13 protein-coding genes are annotated in these 15,956 nt (G+C 70.7%); 9 read left to right on the top strand and 4 right to left on the bottom strand.

The window, feature by feature from the left end; all coding sequences use genetic code 11:
* Positions 1 to 208: 208 nt before the first annotated feature.
* The 7 genes from O3T09_RS10435 (at position 209) to O3T09_RS10465 (ending at position 8,712) form a co-directional block, all read left to right on the top strand.
* Complete coding sequence (locus tag O3T09_RS10435) at positions 209 to 1,861, top strand: ABC-F family ATP-binding cassette domain-containing protein (protein ID WP_065573237.1); 1,653 nt, start codon at positions 209 to 211, stop codon at positions 1,859 to 1,861.
* Complete coding sequence (locus O3T09_RS10440) at positions 1,858 to 3,090, top strand: MFS transporter (protein ID WP_065573238.1); 1,233 nt, start codon at positions 1,858 to 1,860, stop codon at positions 3,088 to 3,090. The genes O3T09_RS10435 and O3T09_RS10440 overlap by 4 nt, the downstream gene beginning before the upstream one ends.
* 812 nt (positions 3,091 to 3,902) lie before the next feature.
* On the top strand, positions 3,903 to 6,116 hold the full coding sequence (locus O3T09_RS10445) for a type IV secretory system conjugative DNA transfer family protein (protein ID WP_269295534.1): 2,214 nt from the start codon (positions 3,903 to 3,905) through the stop codon (positions 6,114 to 6,116).
* Between the two features lies 1 nt (position 6,117).
* Positions 6,118 to 6,423: a hypothetical protein gene (locus O3T09_RS10450; RefSeq protein ID WP_123244246.1), complete on the top strand. Its 306-nt coding sequence runs from the start codon at positions 6,118 to 6,120 to the stop codon at positions 6,421 to 6,423.
* A 103-nt stretch (positions 6,424 to 6,526) separates the two neighbouring features.
* Positions 6,527 to 7,849: a hypothetical protein gene (locus O3T09_RS10455; RefSeq protein ID WP_269295535.1), complete on the top strand. Its 1,323-nt coding sequence runs from the start codon at positions 6,527 to 6,529 to the stop codon at positions 7,847 to 7,849.
* 33 nt (positions 7,850 to 7,882) lie between these two features.
* Positions 7,883 to 8,278 (top strand): hypothetical protein, encoded by a 396-nt coding sequence (locus O3T09_RS10460; protein WP_049159949.1) that lies wholly within the window; start codon positions 7,883 to 7,885, stop codon positions 8,276 to 8,278.
* Positions 8,279 to 8,481: 203 nt separating this feature from the next.
* The gene (locus tag O3T09_RS10465) at positions 8,482 to 8,712 is read left to right on the top strand and encodes a hypothetical protein (RefSeq protein ID WP_031943917.1); all 231 of its coding nucleotides are present in this window, start codon (positions 8,482 to 8,484) and stop codon (positions 8,710 to 8,712) included.
* Between the two features lie 202 nt (positions 8,713 to 8,914).
* On the opposite strand, the gene O3T09_RS10470 is transcribed toward O3T09_RS10465, so the two are convergent.
* Positions 8,915 to 10,168 carry an IS256 family transposase gene (locus tag O3T09_RS10470; RefSeq protein WP_135019873.1) on the bottom strand — a complete coding sequence of 418 codons (1,254 nt, stop codon included), beginning with the start codon at positions 10,166 to 10,168 and terminating at the stop codon, positions 8,915 to 8,917.
* A gap of 440 nt (positions 10,169 to 10,608) precedes the next feature.
* Between O3T09_RS10470 and O3T09_RS10475 the strand changes: the two genes are divergently transcribed.
* Positions 10,609 to 11,217, top strand: a complete 609-nt coding sequence (locus O3T09_RS10475) for a hypothetical protein (RefSeq protein WP_127445843.1) — start codon at positions 10,609 to 10,611, stop codon at positions 11,215 to 11,217.
* 350 nt (positions 11,218 to 11,567) lie between these two features.
* On the top strand, positions 11,568 to 12,482 hold the full coding sequence (locus tag O3T09_RS10480) for an AbiTii domain-containing protein (RefSeq protein WP_269295536.1): 915 nt from the start codon (positions 11,568 to 11,570) through the stop codon (positions 12,480 to 12,482).
* Positions 12,483 to 12,629: 147 nt separating this feature from the next.
* Here the strand turns inward: O3T09_RS10480 and O3T09_RS10485 are convergent, their stop codons facing one another.
* The 3 genes from O3T09_RS10485 to O3T09_RS10495 form a co-directional block, all read right to left on the bottom strand.
* Positions 12,630 to 12,869, bottom strand: a complete 240-nt coding sequence (locus O3T09_RS10485; protein WP_061873209.1) for a hypothetical protein — start codon at positions 12,867 to 12,869, stop codon at positions 12,630 to 12,632.
* Positions 12,870 to 13,082: 213 nt separating this feature from the next.
* The gene (locus O3T09_RS10490; protein WP_269295537.1) at positions 13,083 to 13,469 is read right to left on the bottom strand and encodes a hypothetical protein; all 387 of its coding nucleotides are present in this window, start codon (positions 13,467 to 13,469) and stop codon (positions 13,083 to 13,085) included.
* Between the two features lie 1,238 nt (positions 13,470 to 14,707).
* On the bottom strand, positions 14,708 to 15,493 hold the full coding sequence (locus O3T09_RS10495) for a hypothetical protein (protein WP_269295538.1): 786 nt from the start codon (positions 15,491 to 15,493) through the stop codon (positions 14,708 to 14,710).
* Between the last annotated feature and the right edge of the window lie 463 nt (positions 15,494 to 15,956).

Below are 15,956 nucleotides of genomic sequence, written 5' to 3' on the forward strand. Positions count from 1 at the left end.
AGCTCGACATACAGGTCTGTGGCGATCCGGGACTCCTCTGCCGCGTTTGATATCGTCGAGTCCATGTACAGAGGCATCGCGTCGATGAAGCTCCGCTCCGCCCGCTGACGGCGGCGGACAACTCCTGACGAAACCCGCTCGCCGTCCTGGCACCCTGCCGGGCGGCTTTCTCATGCTGCCCGGCTCCATGACGAGCTGAGAGACCACGATGACCCTGACCCCTCTGAACACCCCTGCCCTGCCTGCAGGCAGCGCCGCCCACATCCGAGCCGAGAGCATCACCCTCACCCTGGGCGATCGAACCGTGCTGAACGACGTGGACGTCACGGTCTCCGCCGGATCCCGGTTGGCCGTCGTCGGTGAGAACGGCCGCGGCAAGACCACGCTGCTGCATGTGCTCGCCGGCACCCTGATGCCGGACTCCGGCACCGTGACCCGCGCAGGGACGGTCGCCCTCGTCGAACAGGACCTCGACGTGGACGACGACCGCACGGTCGGTGACCTCGTCCACGACTCCATCGGCGAGTCCCTCCGTGTCCTGGACCGCCTCGAGGAGGCCACCCTCGCCATGGCAGAGGGCAGGCCTGGAGCCGATGACGCCTACGCCCGAGCGCTGGAGACGGCCACCGCCCTCGACGCCTGGGACGCCGAGCGGCGCATCGACCTCGCGTTGCACGGCCTGTCCGCCTGCACGGATCGGGCTTGTCCGCTGCGGGCACTGTCCGTCGGACAGCGGTACCGCGTCCGGCTGGCCGTCGTCCTGGGCTCTGCGGTGGACCTGCTCTTGCTGGACGAGCCCACCAACCATCTCGACGCCGGGGCCCTGGAGTACCTGACACGGGCACTGAGGGAGCACGCTGGGGGGTTCGCCGTGGTCACCCATGACCGCGCACTGATGAAGGACGTCGCCGACGTCTTCCTCGACCTGGATCCCACTCGTGACGGTCGCCCCCGGCAGTACACCGGAGGCTATGAGGCCTGGGAGAAGGGGCGGCGTGCCGAGCGGGCCGCCTGGGAACAGGAGCATGAGCAGCAGCTGGCCGAACACGCCGCCCTCACCATCGCGGCCGAGGCCGCCCGCGGACGTCTCCAGGACCGGTGGCGTCCGGACAAGGGGACGGGCAAGCACCAGCGGGCCACTCGCGCCGGCGGCGTGGTCCAAACCTTCAACCGCAGGATGCGGGATCTGGCGGCGCACGAGATCACCGTGCCGGACCCGCCCCGGTCCCTGACGTGGCCGGCCTCGACGACCAGGGCAGGCCGGCCACTGCTCAGTGCGGAGGGGGTCGGCCTGGCCGGCCGCCTCCACGGGCCGGCCTCCGTCGAGCTCCACGGCGGGGATCGCCTGCTGCTCACCGGCCCGAACGGCGCCGGCAAGTCCACGTTGCTCCAGGTCCTCGCCGGCATCCTCGAGCCCACTTCCGGTCGCATCCTGCGGCACACGGGCGCGAAGATCGCGCTACTCGCCCAGGAAGTGCCCGCATGGAACCCGCGACACACGGCGCGGCAGGCGTTCGAGGCGCACCTGCACCGCAACGGTCTGATGGCGAGGAACAACGGTGTGCCGTCACTCGGGTCATTGGGCCTGCTAGAACCGCGGAGCCTGGACACGCCCGTTGGGCGGATGTCTCAGGGGCAGCAGCGAAGGCTCCACCTGGCGCTGTGCCTGGCTGAACAGCCGGACCTGTTGATGCTCGACGAGCCGACCAACCACCTCTCCGCCGCGCTGGTGGACGAGCTCACGGACGCCATCCGGGAGACCCGGGCGGCCGTGGTGGTGGCCACTCACGACCGCCAGATGCTCCGAGACCTGACCGACTGGCCGCGTCTCGAGCTGAGCACCGAGGGGGTGACCCGTTGACCTCGATCACCGCACTGGCACCTCTGTCCTCCCCCCGGTATCGGCCGCTGTTCCTGGCGATGGTGCTGGCCATCTTCGGCCAGGGTGCCTGGAACCTGTACCTGGCCATGCAAGTGCTGGAGCTCGGAGCTGATCCGCCGACGCTGGCCGGCGTCGTCATGTGGAGCGGCGTCGGCCTGCTGGCTGCCTCACTGCCGGCCGGCGTCGTCGCCGATCGCCTGTCGAAGAAGGGGATCCTGGTGGCCGTCCTGGTCGTCAATGCGGTGGCGGCCGGTGTCGTCTCCGGCCTCGCCACGATGGGGGCCGCTCAGTACTGGCTCCTGGGATTGTCAGCACTGATCGTCGGGGCATCGACGGCGTTCTTCTTCCCGGCCTACACGGCGTTGGTGCCGCTGCTCGTCGAGGAGGAGCAGCTGATGGCCGTGAACGGCCTCGAGGGGGCGACGCGGCCCGTCGTCGGTCAGGCCCTGGCACCAGCCCTGACCGGGGCGGTCATCGGTGCGACGACACCTCCTGCGGGCGGGCTGCTCATTGCCCTTTCGCTCGCGGCCGGCGCGGTGCTGGCCGCCCGCCTGCCTGCGGTGGGCCCCCCAGATACGAATGCGGCGCCTCAGCACCCGTTCCGGGACCTGGCCGAGGGATTCACGTACGTCCTCCGGACGCGCTGGGTGAGGAGCAGCGTCCTGTTCGCCGCCGTCATGGGCCTGGTGACGACCGGCGTCCTCGAGGTGCTGCTGCCGGCGCTGCTGCGCGACGGCCACGAGAACGGTGCCGCGGTCTACGGGGCGGTGCTGGCGGCGCTGGGCGTCGGCGGGCTGGTCGGCTCGCTGATTGCTGGCGGCATGGAGGCGCCGCGGCGCTTCCTGCCCGTAATGGTGGGAGTCTGGGCTCTGGCATGTGTCCCGCTGGCCCTGCCTGCTTGGACGCTGAACCCCTGGATCATCGGGGCCGGTCTGATGCTCTACGGGGCCGGCATCGGAGTGGGCATGGTGATCTGGGGGACCGTCCTCCAGGCGCACGTGCCCTTGGACATGCTCGGACGGGTGGCGAGCCTGGACTTCTTCGTTTCGATCGCGTTCATGCCGCTGTCCGTCGGGCTCGTGGGGGCGGTCTCCGCCACCGTCGCCCCAGGAGCACTGTTCGTGGCCGCGGGGATGGTCCCGCTGGCCTTGGCCGGCGTCCTGGCACTGGCCGGGCAACTGCGTTCCGACGAGCCCCACGCGGCGTGACTCGTGCCTCGCGGCGGGGTCGGGCGATGGCTCGGCCCCACCACGCGGCAGGGGGCGCCCCCCTGCTGTTCCGACGCTTCAATCGACGCGCCCACTCAGGAGGCCCGCGTGCGTCCCCTGGCCCTCACGGCGCGTAGTCGCACGATGGCAACAAGTTCATTGCTGGTCACATCACGCTCCGTCAAGAGGCGAGGTGTGCGCTGTTCTATGAAACATAGATGCGCGTCTGTGAAATCTTCGCTGCATCTCGACACCTGTGCTGTCAAGAGGTGAGGCACTAGAACGTGTATGAATCAAATTGGCGCGTTTTTGAAATCTTCGCTGCATCTCGACAGCTCCGTTCGGGGGATGAGCAGCAGTGGCGAGGCGATGTGCATGGGCCACACGGGGGCGGGAAGTGCGCCGGAGACGGCACCGCAGGAGTGCCGTTCAGGTGCCATAACGCGAGCGGGAAGCCCGCGGGAAGAGCGGGAGTCGAGCGCCTCCACCCATCGGGAAATCCTGAAGGACGGGGAAGGAAGAAAAGCGAGATATTGCCCTCTGGAATGGGCTGATTCGCTCGGGTTAGCCTCCTCCTCTCGACTCCGTCTCGCTGAGGAGGCTACCCGACGAGTCAAGTCCATGGAAGGGGGTACCGGGGTGATCTGCCTTCCACATGATTGTGTTTTTACGACAGGGGGTACCGGGAGGCGATCAGAGGGTGGGGTGCGTCGGCGAGGCGGGGGGAGGGACATCGGCGGCGCGGGCGGGCCTTATGGGCAGTGAACGAGAGTCGTCGGCCCCGTCCTCGGGGCCAGAGGGTGAGGCCGCAGATGAGCGTGGACATGGAGCCGCAGATGGGTGTGGGCACGGCGCAGGCCGGCGCACACCAGGAGGTCGACGAGGGGCTCAGGGTGCTGGCCCCTCAGCCGCAGCCGGCGAAGTTCCTCGGGATCGGATCGGGACTGGTCGCCGCCGGCGCGCTGGCCGCCGGCATGTTCGCCGCCACGGACCCGGCCCTGGCCTACACGGTCGCCGGCGGTGGTGCCGGCGTCTCGACGGCATCCCTGGTGGTGGCCGAGCGGGCGCGGCAGCGGGCGGAGATCGCCGACCACTTCACCGAGCAGATCTGCCCGGTGATGATGATCCGCCCGCGGCCGTCCCGGGCCGCGGTGAAGCTCTCCCGCTGGCGTGGGGGGTTCATCGGCCTGCCCCAGCAGGTGCAGCTGACCTACCACGCGAGGGTGGTGCCAGACCCGGAGTGGCTGAAGTCCCTGGCCGAGGTCGCCTCGGTCAGCCTCGGGGCCAAGTACAAGGTGGAGGCCCACCTGCCGCGCAAGCGACGCGTGGTGCTCGGTGCCGTGGAGGCCGAGCAGGTGGAGAAGACCGACCCGACCGTGGACCGCGCATCCCGGGTGGTGCGGGACCTGCTGGGCGAGTCCGCCCGCGTGAAGGTCGAGCTCAACGACGACGGCGACGCGACCCGCATCGAGGTCGCCCACGAGCAGGGCAGCAACATGGCCATGGCCTCCAAGCGGCTGCGCGTGGAGCGAGTCCTGGCCACCCGCGTCCCCGGAGACTGGGTCCCGGAGTGGAACCTGGTCGAGGACACCGTCGTGTTCTCCGCCCGCGAGCCGATGCCCTCCCTGGTCCTGCCCCCGCCGGAGCATTCCCCGCTGGTGCGCACCCACGCCGACTACCGAGATTTCCAGATCCCCCTGGGCGTGGACGAGGACGGCGAGCAGCTCTCCTGGCACCCCCGCAAGCAACCCCACATGGTGGTGGTCGGCACCACCGGCTCGGGCAAGACCGTCGTGGAGCAGAACGTCGTCCAGCGCCTGACCCAGGCCGGCTGGAAGGTCTGGGTGATCGACGGCAAGCGGATCGAGTTCATCGGCCTGCGGGACTGGCCGAACGTGGAACGGCTGGCCTCGCGCATCGAGCACCAGGTGAAGCTGATCGAGGACGCCCACGACCTGATGAACGAGCGCTACGCGCTGATCGAGGCCGGCAAGGCGACCTCCGCCGACTTCGAGCCCGTGGCCCTGATCGTCGACGAGGCCACCACGCTGCTCGAGGCCGCCGACGACTGGTGGGCCGAGGTCAAGCCCAAGGGCGGATCCTCCAAGTCCGCGGTGCTCAAGCGCCTGGGCAACATCGGACGCCTGGGCCGCTCGGCGAAGATCCACATGCTCATCGGCCTCCAGCGCGCGGACACCCGCTTCATCTCCGGTGAGTTCCGCGACAACCTCGGCATGCGCGTGGCCATGTCCCGCCTCAGCCCCGACGGCGCCAAGATGATGTGGGACTCCTACGTGGTCGGCACCACCATCCCCCGGCACATCAAGGGCCGCGGCATGGCCCTGAACTCCGCCGGCGTGCCCGTCATGATCCAGACCATCTACGCCCCCAACCCCGACCCGGGATCCGACGACTACGACCCCCAGCGCGTCGCCGCGGTGCGCCCCCGCGAAGTCGTGCACAAGAAGATGCTGGTGGAGATCCTCGATCCGGTCACGGTGGACCTGGACGGCAACGAGAACCCCACCAGCTACGCCGACTACATGGACGCCCGCGTCTACGAGGCCCCCGACCAGCCCCAGGTGCAGCCGGCCACCGCGCCCGCCGCCAACGCGGCCGTCCCGGCCGGCGCGCTCGCGGCCTTGCAGTCCCTGAACACTGCTCCCGCCACTGCCGCGGTCGAGGAACGCCCGACCGGGCGCCCCTCTCCGGCTGTGCTGGCCGACCCCAGCCGCCCCGTGATCGCCGAGCGCAAGCACGTGCCCTACGTGCCCGACGACGAGCAGGACCTCTTCGAGGGCTACGGCGAGCCGGTGGAGTCCCCGGCCCAGGAGTTGCAGGCCGGCGACCTGATCCAGATCGACCCCGACGCCGAGACCTGGGCGGTGCTCGCCGAGGACCCCCAGGAGGACGAGGCCGGGATCTACCTGGAGTACATCGAGCGCGACACCGGGGAGGCCGGCGGCATCTCCGTGGCCGCCACCGAGATGCTGCCCACCCGCCACGTCGAACACGAGGAGAACTGAGATGAGCGCGAACACCAACGGCACCAGCGACGGCACCGACATCATCTGGATCACCCTGGCCGGCGTGTTCTTCCTGGGCACCGGCGCCTTCACCGCCTGGGCCGCCAGCGCCATGAACTCCGTGCGCCAGAGCCTGCTGGAGATCGGCCTGCTCGTCCCCGCAGACCAGGCCGCCTTCGAGCTCGCAGACACCGGCGTCGGCGTCAGCCTCCCCCTGGTCCTGGGGGCCGGCGCCGTGCTCGTGGCCATCGTCATGATCGCCGCCTATCGGTCCGCCAGACGCCGGGCCCGCGGCCTGGACGACTGACCTGACGGACTCGTCAGCAGCTAGGGACATGCCGCGGAGAGCCCGGCCTTGTGGTCAGTGAAGGCGCCCGTGCAGGGCGGATGGATCGGACCAGGAGGTTGTCATGTGCAGGGCTCAGGGCGAGGCGGGGTGTCCCCACGGACGTCGATGCCCCCCGAACGCAACGGCACGGGAGGCCGCGCTGAAGCGTCGACGGGAGAACCGGGCCATCGGACAGCAGATCGCCCGATGGGCCAAGGCCGAGGGCAAGGCTGACGAGCTGGCCGAGCTGAAGAGGCAGCGCAAGCCCATCAACGAGATCAAGGAGTGGGCCGGCCAGGCCGGCGCTCCGGAAAGCGTCTTCGCCCGCGCCGCGGGCCCGGCCAAGAAGGGATGGGAGGCCGCCAAGACCGAGCTGCGCAACGACCCCAAGGCCCCAGCCCGCCGCACCCCGGCCCGCGGGGCAGCGCCGGCCGCCGCAGCCGCCGGCGGAGCAGGAGGCGTCGGCGGCGGCGGAGGTGGGGGCGCTGGCGGCGCCGGAGGGGCCGGTGGCGGCGGAGCCGTCGGCGGCGCAGGCGCAGGCGCCGGCCGCGACCACCGCACCCCGACCCCGGCTCCCGGCTCAGCCTCGACGGGCGCTCGCGGACCCGAGTGGTCGGAATGGGAGAACCAGTGCGGCAAGGAAGAGGCCGCGCGCGTGGCGCTGCTGGTGGAGCGGCAGGGGCGCACCGCCGAAGAGCGGCAGCTGATGCGGATGGACTCGGCGCGTGAGGGCGCGCCGGTCGCGGGCAAGGGCGTCAACGACATCAAGCGTCTGGTGTGGGACGACGGCGCGTGCGGCTACTTCAAGCCCTACGACGAGCTGGACATGGACACCGCCGAGCACTATGGCCACGACGGCCGGCACCAGCCCACCCATGAGGCCGCGGCCTCGCAGTTCGCCCAGGCGCTGGGCCCGAAGTACGCGGCTCTGGTGCCTCCGGTGGCCCTGGTCAAGTACGACGGCCAGTGGGGGTCCATCTCCTATGGAGTCCCCGGGGGGCCGATGATGGCGAAGATGAACGTGATGCACATGGCAGAGCACCACTCCGACCAGGCCAGCGATCTGGCCTTCTTCGACTGCCTGATCGGGCAGGTCGACCGCCACCGCGGCAACGTCCTGATGGACCGCCGCGGCCTCTCGGCGATCGACAACGGATTCGCCTTCACCGACGGCGTCGGCGGCGTGAACGCCTCGATGTTCGTCGCCGCGCGCTCCCAGCACCCGCAGGCCCGCGCGACCACTCGGGAGGAGAAGGCCATCCTGGCCCGCTTCCTGGACTCCGAAGACGGCCTGGGCCTGCGCGGCACGATCGAGGAAGGCCGCTTCCACGAGGTGCGCCGGCGGGCACGCCTGATGCAGAGCAAGGGCCGGATCCTGAGCCTGTCGAATCTCTACGAGCGCTGATAAACTGATACAAGATCAACATAAGGAGATCTGATGTTCACCATCACCATCCACCACCTGGACGGCCCCTCCGGCCTCCAGCGGCACGTCGGATACGTGCACGTTGACGGGGAGGACGTCCAGATCCATGACCCCGAGGGGCATCTCGACCTCGAGCTGCCCACCCCCACCGTCGACGACCTCGGCCGCGGCGAGCGCCGGCGCGCCACCTACGCCCAGGACCCCGTCGTGTGGGCCTACAACCTGCCCGCCCTGCTCCGCGGGCCCTACGTGCTCGCCCAGCGTCATGACCAGACGCCGGACTGGGTCGAGCAGCTGCTGGAGCAGCCGCAGGCGCCGGCCGCCAGCTCCCCCGGTGACGCCGAGCTCATCGCGCAGCTCATCGCGGGCAGCTCCGCAGCCAAGGAGGCCGCGGCCGAGCCGGCATGACCGGCCGCGGCGATCGCGTGCGGATGAGCTCGCGGCCGCAGCTTGGGCCCGCGGACCGGACGGGGACGTGTCGCGGAGATGCAGCATGAGCTGCTGCTGAACCGACCGCGAAAGACGCTTGTGGGGTAGGCGGGGGACGTGTATGGTTAGACACGTAGCGGGCCCCATGAGGGGGCCTGCACCCCTCACCGAAGGAGCGCCCCATGGGACGCATCGCCCACCGCATCTACAACGTCTACGGCCCGGACAGCGCCGACATCGACTGCCTCTGCCCCCTCTGCGGCAAGGCCGACTACGTCTCCATCACCCAGGACGAGGCGGACGCCCTGGACGCCGGCCAGCCCGTCCACGAGGTCCTGCCCCACCGCACCAAGGTGGAGCGGGAGCGGATCATCTCCCAGATCTGCCCCGACTGCCAGGCAAACCTCTGCTGACCTCCCCGCCACGGCGGCCCCCCTCACTGGAGGGGGGCCGCCGTCGTCTCATGCGCCAACGCTCCAGCCCCGGGCCAGCAAGACTCCTGCGGAGCCGGGGGGACGCGCACACGGGGGCAGCACCGCCAGGGCCACCCATGGTCGCAGCGTCGGCGGGGTCAAGCCCCTCGTGATGGTGTAGCGGTCTGATCCTTCATGGGGGTCAGGCGCTGAGGCCGAGGGTGAGTTCGGTGTCGGGGTCCACCTCGTCTCCGGTGTTGGTCACGGTGGTGAGCCTGCAGCGGGCCAGGACTTCGAGACCGAGGTAGCGTCGACCCTCGGCCCATTCATCGGTCTGCTCGGCCAGCACCGCACCCACGAGCCTGACGATGGCCGCCCGGTTGGGGAAGATGCCCACCGCGTCGGTGCGACGGCGGATCTCCCGGTTGAGCCGCTCGGCCGGGTTGTTCGACCAGACCTGCGTCCAGACGTCCTTCGGGAACGTGGTGAAGGCCAGGATGTCCGCCCGGGCGGCGTCGAGGTGCTCAGCCACGGTGGGCAGCTTCTCGCTCACGTAGTCCAGGAGCCGGTCGAACTGCGCGTGCACGCTGGCCGCATCGGGCTGGTCGTAGACCGAGTGCAGCATGGCTTTCACGGCCGGCCACATGCTCTTCGGGGTGATGCCCATCAGGTTCGCCGCGTAGTGGGTGCGGCAGCGTTGCCACACCGCACCGGGCAGGTTCGCGGCGATGGCGTCCTTGAGCCCGGGGTGGGCATCAGAGGTGACCAGCCGGACCCCGGCCAGGCCCCGGGCGACCAAGTCGGCGAAGAACTCGTTCCACGCCGCCCCGGTCTCGCTGGTGGCCACCCGCAGGCCCAACACTTCGCGGTGGCCGTCGCCGTTGACCCCGGTGGCGATGAGCACCACCGCGTTGACCACCCGCCCGCCCTCGCGGACCTTCATGCTCAGCGCATCGGCGGCCACGAACGTGAACGGTCCCGCCTCCCCGAGCGGCCGGTGGCGGAAGGCCTCCACCTGCTCATCGAGGTCCGCGGCCATCCGGGACACCTGGGACTTCGACAGGGCATTGATGCCCAAGGTCTTGACCAGCTTGTCCATCCGCCGGGTAGAGACACCGGCCAGGTAGCAGTCTGCGACCACGGTGATCAGCGCCGATTCGGCCCGCTTGCGCCGCTCGAGCAGCCATTCCGGGAAGTAGGTGCCCGAGCGCAGCTTCGGGATGGCCACGTCCACGGTGCCGACCCGGGTGTCCAGGTCCCGGTGCCGGTACCCATTGCGCTGGGCCGTGCGGTCACGGGAGGGTTTGCCCCATTCGGCGCCGACCACCGCATCGGCGTCAGCGCAGAGCAGGGTGTTGATCATCGTCTGCAGCAGGTGGCGCATCATGTCCGGGGAGGCCTCGGACAGGGCTTCGCTCAGCAGGCCGGCAGGGTCGAGAATATGAGGAGCGGTCATCGTGATGACTCCATTCGAGGATTCTGTGAGAGGTTGACTCGACGGATCACACGGTGGCCGCGTCCACGTCTGGAACGACGTGCCCGACCACCGGGCGCTACACCACTATGCGGGACTCAACTGTCGGCGGACCCGTCCACTCGACGGCGACGCCGGCGTGCGGACGTCCCGGCGCGGCCGGCCCGGAGCGAACGCGGCCGCGAGCGCGGGCCAGCCGGGGACGTGTCGTGGAGATGTGCTGCCGGCGGCCGCGGCTGCTTCAGCTCGGGGCGCCGGCGGCCGCGGGTCCGGGGCATGTCCCCGGCGTGGTCGTTGGGTCGACAGCGATTTCCGCGGGAGGTGGGCTCTCTGGCGGCTGAGTTGGGACAAGATGGGCGGAGGGTGCCGGCGGCGTGGATCGGCGCCAGGCCGAGTCCCGGGGGTTCCCGGTAGGAGGGTAGATGGCAGGCGATGAGCAGGCGGCGGCGGAACGGGCGGAGCGGGCCTCCCGGCTCAAAGCTCGCGGGAGGTGGCTGGCCGCGTTGTGGGCCATCGTGGGGGCGGGCTTTTCCGCTCTGACGACGATGGGCGTGCTGGCCACGGGGGTCGACAGCATGGGATTCTCAGCTCCGCCGCCCCCTGGAGAGGAGCCTGGGATGTCGCCTGAGCTGCGCGCGCTGATCATCCTGGCGTGGGTGTTCTTCGTGGCCGTGCTCCTTGCCCTGGTGTCGACGCGGGAGGCTGGCAGGGCGCGGTCCACCTGGGCGTTTGCGGCGGTCGGCGTGGCCTGCGTGCCCCTGGCGGCCGGGTTTTTCTGGCGCAGTCCGGTGGTCGACTCGATGAGCGCGTGGGGGTTGTTCGTGTCCTCTGCGCTCATCTTCGGTGGCCTCGTCATGCAGGACGAGCTGACGCTCCGTGCTGAGCGCCTGGAGGATCAAGTTGCGGAGGAAGCCGAGCGGAAGAGGAGTCAGCGCGAGGCGGACCTGCGTTGGTACGAGCAGGAGTTGAGCCGCGTGGAGGGCAAGCTCGAGGAGCTCACGAAGAGGGAGGCGGAGCGCCGCGGCATGTGATGCTTCTGGCGGCGATGACTGCCGTGTCATCCACGCATGTGGGAGACCGGCGTGCCGTGGATGTCCGCCGGCAGAGCTGCGGCCGAGGGTAGGCGGCACGGCGCCGGCCTGCGTGTTACGCCCAGGGGTCCGCGAGCGCGGGCCGGGCGGGGACGTGTCGTGGAGATGGGCGGCCGGCTGCTTCAGCTCGGCCGGCCGGGCTGCCGCGGCTGCGGGAGCTGGAGGTCCGGGGCATGTCCCCGACGCGGCTGCGGGGCGGGCGCGGAGCCGCGCGGGGCGGGGGAGAGCGAGGCCTGTTCAGCCGGGGGATGGATACGATCAGCATCCCACCGGATCCGGCGAAGGACACCATGACCAGCTCACTGCTCACTGACCTCCGCGAGCGCGTCATCGACGAGGCGGAACCGTTGCCCGGCCTGTTGCGCAAGTGCCTGATGCTCGGCGCGCAGACCGGCTCGCAGAGCCTGCGGGAGTGGGCGAAGTTCGAGCTCAACGGCTACCCGGACGACGTCGACGCGCCTGCCTACCGGAGCATCCATGCCGGCATGCTCATGTCCTCCATCAGCGGCAACACCGTCGTGAGCAGGCAACCCGTCTCGTGGTACGACTTCCCCGACGACGTCCGGGAGGTGGTCCCCGAACTGCTGACCCTCAAGGGGCCTCTGGCGGAGATCGAGGAGATGGCGACTCGGGAGGCGTTCCACTACGGGGCCGGCCCGCTCAGTGCAGCGCAGATGATGCTCAACGCCATCCTGCCGCCGCATCGGCAGATCACCAGCCTGATGTACGCGGTGCCCGGTCCGAGCCTCCGCGGCATCGTGGACCGCATCCGCACCAGCCTGGTCGAGCTCGTCGCCGACCTCACCGCCGACACCCCCCTCGGCGAGCTGCCCAGCCGCGCCGCGGTCGATGCTGCCCTGAGCGATCGCGTGGGCGTGCAGTACATCACCTATCTCCACGCGCCGTCTGGCCCTGTGGCTGTCGGCGAGGGCGCCCATGCTCAGGGCACGGTCGAAGACCTCTCTCGCGCGCTTGCAGACCTGCGTGTGATGGCGGAGAAGGAGGGGGAGGAGGAGCTGACCGAGGCCATCGACGAACTCCAGCAGGCGCTCCAGGAAGACCAGCCCGCCGTCGGCCCTGTGGCTGAGGGAGCCGGTCGCCTGCGTCGTCTCGCCGCCAACGTGGGGAGCGCGGCCCTGGGGTCCGCCGTCACGGGGGTGGTGGAGACTGCCACCGCCATGGCCTTCGGCGGCGTCTTCGGCTGAGGGCCCGGGGGCCGCGTGCCGCCGAGGGCGGGCGATGTCGCCCCGCCGGCGTGCGCCAGGATCTCAGGCCCCCGATCCGCGAGAGCGGGCCGGGGACGCCGACGGGCGCGGACCGTGTGGTCCGCGCCCGTCGGGGGAGGTGGCGGCTCAGGGCTGGGGGTGATCCAGCTCGTGAGCGGCCATGGCGTCCAGGGTGCGGACCAGCTCGGGGAAGAGCATGGTCAGCACCTCGATGGAGCGGGCGCCCTTGGGGTGGTCGGCGACGGCGCGCCAGTGGCGGGCTACGGTGCGCGCGTGGTTGTCGCGGCGGGTGTAGAAGGCCTTGGCGTCCTGGTACCCGGCCTTGTACCCGTCGGCGTAGGTGGGGGTGGTGGTCTGCTGCTCCATGAGCTGCCTCCTCCGGTAGGGGTGCAGGTGGCCGAATGCCTCCCGCTGTGTCAAACCATACACGCGCGATGCGGTGGTGTCCAACCCGCGAGCGCGGGCAGGGCGGGGACGTGTCGCGGAGATCCGCAGCCGGCAGCTGCACCTGGAGCTGCCGGCTGCGCGGTCGAGTCCGCGACAGGGGGCCGCCGGTGAGCGGCCCCCGGGCCGGTTCGGTCAGCCCTTGACGGGCTTCCAGGACAGGTCGAGGTCGGCGGCGACCACGGCCACCGAGGTGGCGCGGATCATGGCGGACACGGCGCGCACGTGTGCGTGGCACGGGACGCACGCCTTGGCGAGCGCCAGGCGCTCGTCGGCCTGGGTCCCCTGGCCCCGGAGCCAGGACACGTAGGCCAGCACGGCCAGCGCGCCGGCGGCGGCCTCACGCGGACCCATGGCCACGGCGGCGTTGAGCACCGCCTCCGCCTCCTCCGCGGCCTTCCAGCTCAGCCCGTCCGGGAACGTGCCCGTGTGGAAGTCCACGCCCTCCATCCGCCGCGGCTCGGTCGCGTCTACCAGGGCCACGTAGAGGTACTCGGGATCCTGGCGATCCAGGGTCGCCATGGCGGGCGGGCATGCAAGAGCCCCCCTGAAGGAAGATCCTCCAGAGGGGCTCAACTTTGCATTTTCTCCTAATCAAAGGAGTAGAAATATCCAAATCAGTAGTTCCACGATGTGGGGTACGAGATCGGATGCGAGGGAAGCTACCGCCTCCCAGGGGACTGCATGAAGCCACTCGGCAACCTTCTCGGCAGCCTCGACAGTGTCGGTGACTTCGACCATGCGGTTGGCAAGAACGCAAATGAATATGAGTATTGGGTTTTCCTTGATGCGTCTGATCCACCTGCTCAAGGTGGACGGACGGTGCGTGCCTAACGGACTCTCACAGGAGCCTCTCTCTGTCTCGTAGCGGTTGTGATGTGCACGTGTCAGGCCGCTGCAGCGGCCTCGTACTCTGCCATGGGTCATTCTTCGTTTCCTCTCTGTGAGGCACCCGCGCGGCGAGTTCCGCGGGGCGCACCGGGAGTTCCCCAGCCTTTCAAGTATAGCAAAGGAGGGACAGAAAAGCAAATCAGAAGGTGTGTAGTGACTTCACCCGAATGGCATTTGTTTAGTGTCTACTGAACACCACCACTGGCACCCGCGCGAACTCGAGCTGCCGGCCGCCGTGGCTGTTGGAGCTGGGCGTCCGGGGCATGTCCCCGGCACGCCGCGGGGTCTGGAAGCGATGCGTGGGGGCTGGTGGCACGGGGTGGGGCCGGTGCGCGGCCGCGGCGGGCGTGCTCGGGGTGGCGGGAGGCCTGGGTCTACGGGCGCTTGGAGTCCGCAGGCCGAGCAGCCTCTGGATGGCGGGCCGGGCGGGGACGTGTCGCGGAGGGACGCTGCCGGCTGCGCGAGCTAGAGCTGCCGGCCGCCGCGGCAGCTGGAGCCGCGGGCCCGGGCCATCTCCCCGACACGGTCCGCGGCGGGGCCCTCGCGGCCGGCAGCCGAGAGCGCGTGGGGCCGCCGACGGCTGGAAGCTCAGCAAGGGGGGAGGGCGCGGAGACGGCGGCACGGGAGGGCCCCGCCGTGGGGGCGATGTCTGGGCCGGCGACCGGCGGGGGACGTGTCGTGGAGGGGCAGCCAGCTACCGGCGCCGCGCTGCGAGCTCGCGGTGCCGCGGAGACAGCGGCAGCCGCCGCGGGCGGACGGCCCCGCCCGCATCGTGCGGGCGGGGCCACCGGGGGTGTGGGCGCTCGAGGCCCGGGCGGTCAGCGGCGGGGCCGCCGCAGTGCGACGACCCCGCCGAGAGGGAGAGGGGATCAGGCCGTGGCCGGAGCCTCGGCGGTCCCGCGGGTGCTGGCCCGCTCCACGGCGGAGCCCTCCCGCACGCTGGCGGACTCCGGGGACTGCATCAGCGGCACGGCGCGGAACAGACGTCCCACGCCCTCGTACTCGGCGTCGATCGTGGGGAGCTGATCCCGACGGATCGGCATCAGAATGCCGTGCGCCCACTGGCCGTGGACCCACGCGACGGGCTTGCCCGAGTGGTTGGTGTCCGGGTCGAACGTGAGCACCTCACCGTCGCTGGTGTACCGCGCCGTCACGTCGGCCAGCGCCTTGACGTACTTCGGATTGACCGTGAACGTGCCCTCCTCGAGCGCGCCCCGCGGCTGGGTGTGCAGGCGGAACAGGGAAGCGATCTTCGGATACTCGTCCGCGTCCGCGTCCGCGTAGTTCTTCAGCGGCACCGTCTGCACCTGCCCGTTCGCCGCGTGGACGGTGAACGTGACGGTGTCCTCGTCGGCCGTCAGCTCCACCGTGCCGTCCTTCTTCGCGGCGCGGAGCACCGGGAGCAGAACCTTCAGGCCCGAGCGGTGCAGGCGCACCGGCGGCAGGCCCGCGCCGTGCGCGGGCGCCTCCAGGGCGTACTCGGTCAGCGTGCGGGCGAGCTGGTAGCGGTCCGTGCTGTAGGCGATCAGGCCCTGGTCGGTCACCTCCAGGGGGACCGTGGTCAGGCGAGCCCCGACCGGCTCGTCGACGAGGCGGGCGGGGTAGGAAGCGACATCGAGACCGCGGAGCAGCTGGCGGGCGTTGAACGTGAGCATGAGAGCCTCCAAGGCTAGGGGTGCAGGGGGCCGGTTGCCTCCCGCTGAGTCAAACCATACACGGTTTGTGGTGTGGGCGCAATCGGTTGTGTGGTGTTGTTTCTGGTGGGGGTGTGGTGGTGTGCTGGCGGTGTTATGGCATGGGCGGGGGTGGGGGCTGCGCGGGGTGCCGGCCCGCCGGCCCGCCGGCCCGCCGGCCCCTCGGGCCCCCTGGCCCGGTGTGGGGGCGTCTGAGGGCCGTTCGGGGTGCGGGTGGGCTTGTGGGGGTGCAGGGGTGGGAACGGGGCGCAGGCGGGCGCACAGCGGCCCGTGGTGCGCCCAGCTGACCCCCTCCCGTCCCCGGCCCACCGTTTAGGAACCCTCCCGGCGGCGCGTCAGCGCCCGCCGTGCCCCACCTACCGGTTGGGCACCCAACGCGCGGGGCACCCAACCGGCGCGCGGAGCGCGCCAGGCGAGCGGAGCG

It is taken from the genome of Micrococcus sp. H39-S4, from assembly GCF_027158145.1.
GTDB classification, from domain to species: domain Bacteria; phylum Actinomycetota; class Actinomycetes; order Actinomycetales; family Micrococcaceae; genus Micrococcus; species Micrococcus luteus.

Excerpts from the sequence above, each read along its gene's own strand:
- O3T09_RS10455 (WP_269295535.1), top strand. The coding sequence starts at position 6,527 with ATGTGCAGGGCTCAGGGCGAGGCGGGGTGTCCCCACGGACGTCGATGC.
- O3T09_RS10480 (WP_269295536.1), top strand. The coding sequence starts at position 11,568 with ATGACCAGCTCACTGCTCACTGACCTCCGCGAGCGCGTCATCGACGAG.
- O3T09_RS10435 (WP_065573237.1), top strand. The coding sequence starts at position 209 with ATGACCCTGACCCCTCTGAACACCCCTGCCCTGCCTGCAGGCAGCGCC.
- O3T09_RS10465 (WP_031943917.1), top strand. The coding sequence starts at position 8,482 with ATGGGACGCATCGCCCACCGCATCTACAACGTCTACGGCCCGGACAGC.
- O3T09_RS10450 (WP_123244246.1), top strand. The coding sequence starts at position 6,118 with ATGAGCGCGAACACCAACGGCACCAGCGACGGCACCGACATCATCTGG.
- O3T09_RS10460 (WP_049159949.1), top strand. The coding sequence starts at position 7,883 with ATGTTCACCATCACCATCCACCACCTGGACGGCCCCTCCGGCCTCCAG.
- O3T09_RS10475 (WP_127445843.1), top strand. The coding sequence starts at position 10,609 with ATGGCAGGCGATGAGCAGGCGGCGGCGGAACGGGCGGAGCGGGCCTCC.
- O3T09_RS10495 (WP_269295538.1), bottom strand. The coding sequence starts at position 15,493 with ATGCTCACGTTCAACGCCCGCCAGCTGCTCCGCGGTCTCGATGTCGCT.
- O3T09_RS10485 (WP_061873209.1), bottom strand. The coding sequence starts at position 12,869 with ATGGAGCAGCAGACCACCACCCCCACCTACGCCGACGGGTACAAGGCC.
- O3T09_RS10470 (WP_135019873.1), bottom strand. The coding sequence starts at position 10,168 with ATGACCGCTCCTCATATTCTCGACCCTGCCGGCCTGCTGAGCGAAGCC.
- O3T09_RS10490 (WP_269295537.1), bottom strand. The coding sequence starts at position 13,469 with ATGGCGACCCTGGATCGCCAGGATCCCGAGTACCTCTACGTGGCCCTG.
- O3T09_RS10445 (WP_269295534.1), top strand. The coding sequence starts at position 3,903 with ATGAGCGTGGACATGGAGCCGCAGATGGGTGTGGGCACGGCGCAGGCC.